We start from the raw sequence: 275 nt of genomic DNA, 5'->3' as shown, positions 1-275 counted from the left end.
ATCCGCCTGCTCCCCGAGCCGCAAGGCGACATCGATGCCGGCCGAGATGAGATCGACGTTGCCATCGTCCAGCAGGATCTCGAGATCCAGCCCTGGGTGATCCCTGAGAAAATCCGACAGGTGCGGGATGATGTGCAACCGGGCGAAGGTGACGGGGGCGCTCACCCGCAAGCGACCACTCAGACCGGCCCGGCACTGCTGCACCATGGCGTCAGCCTCGTTGACTTGCGCCAATATCTCCCTGGCACGCCGATAATAGGCCTCCCCCGCCTCGG

1 protein-coding gene is annotated in these 275 nt (G+C 64.7%); it reads right to left on the bottom strand.

Going from position 1 to position 275, the window contains the following annotated elements; genetic code table 11:
- Positions 1-275 (bottom strand): LysR substrate-binding domain-containing protein (locus B4920_RS26240; RefSeq protein WP_254051071.1); only part of this gene is annotated, 275 nt, incomplete at both ends.

Source organism: Zoogloea sp. LCSB751 (assembly GCF_002028455.1).
In the GTDB taxonomy this organism is placed as follows: Bacteria; Pseudomonadota; Gammaproteobacteria; order Burkholderiales; family Rhodocyclaceae; genus Zoogloea.
The sequence above is the reverse complement of the archived record's forward strand: the minus strand, read 5'-3'. Positions and strand labels throughout refer to the sequence as shown.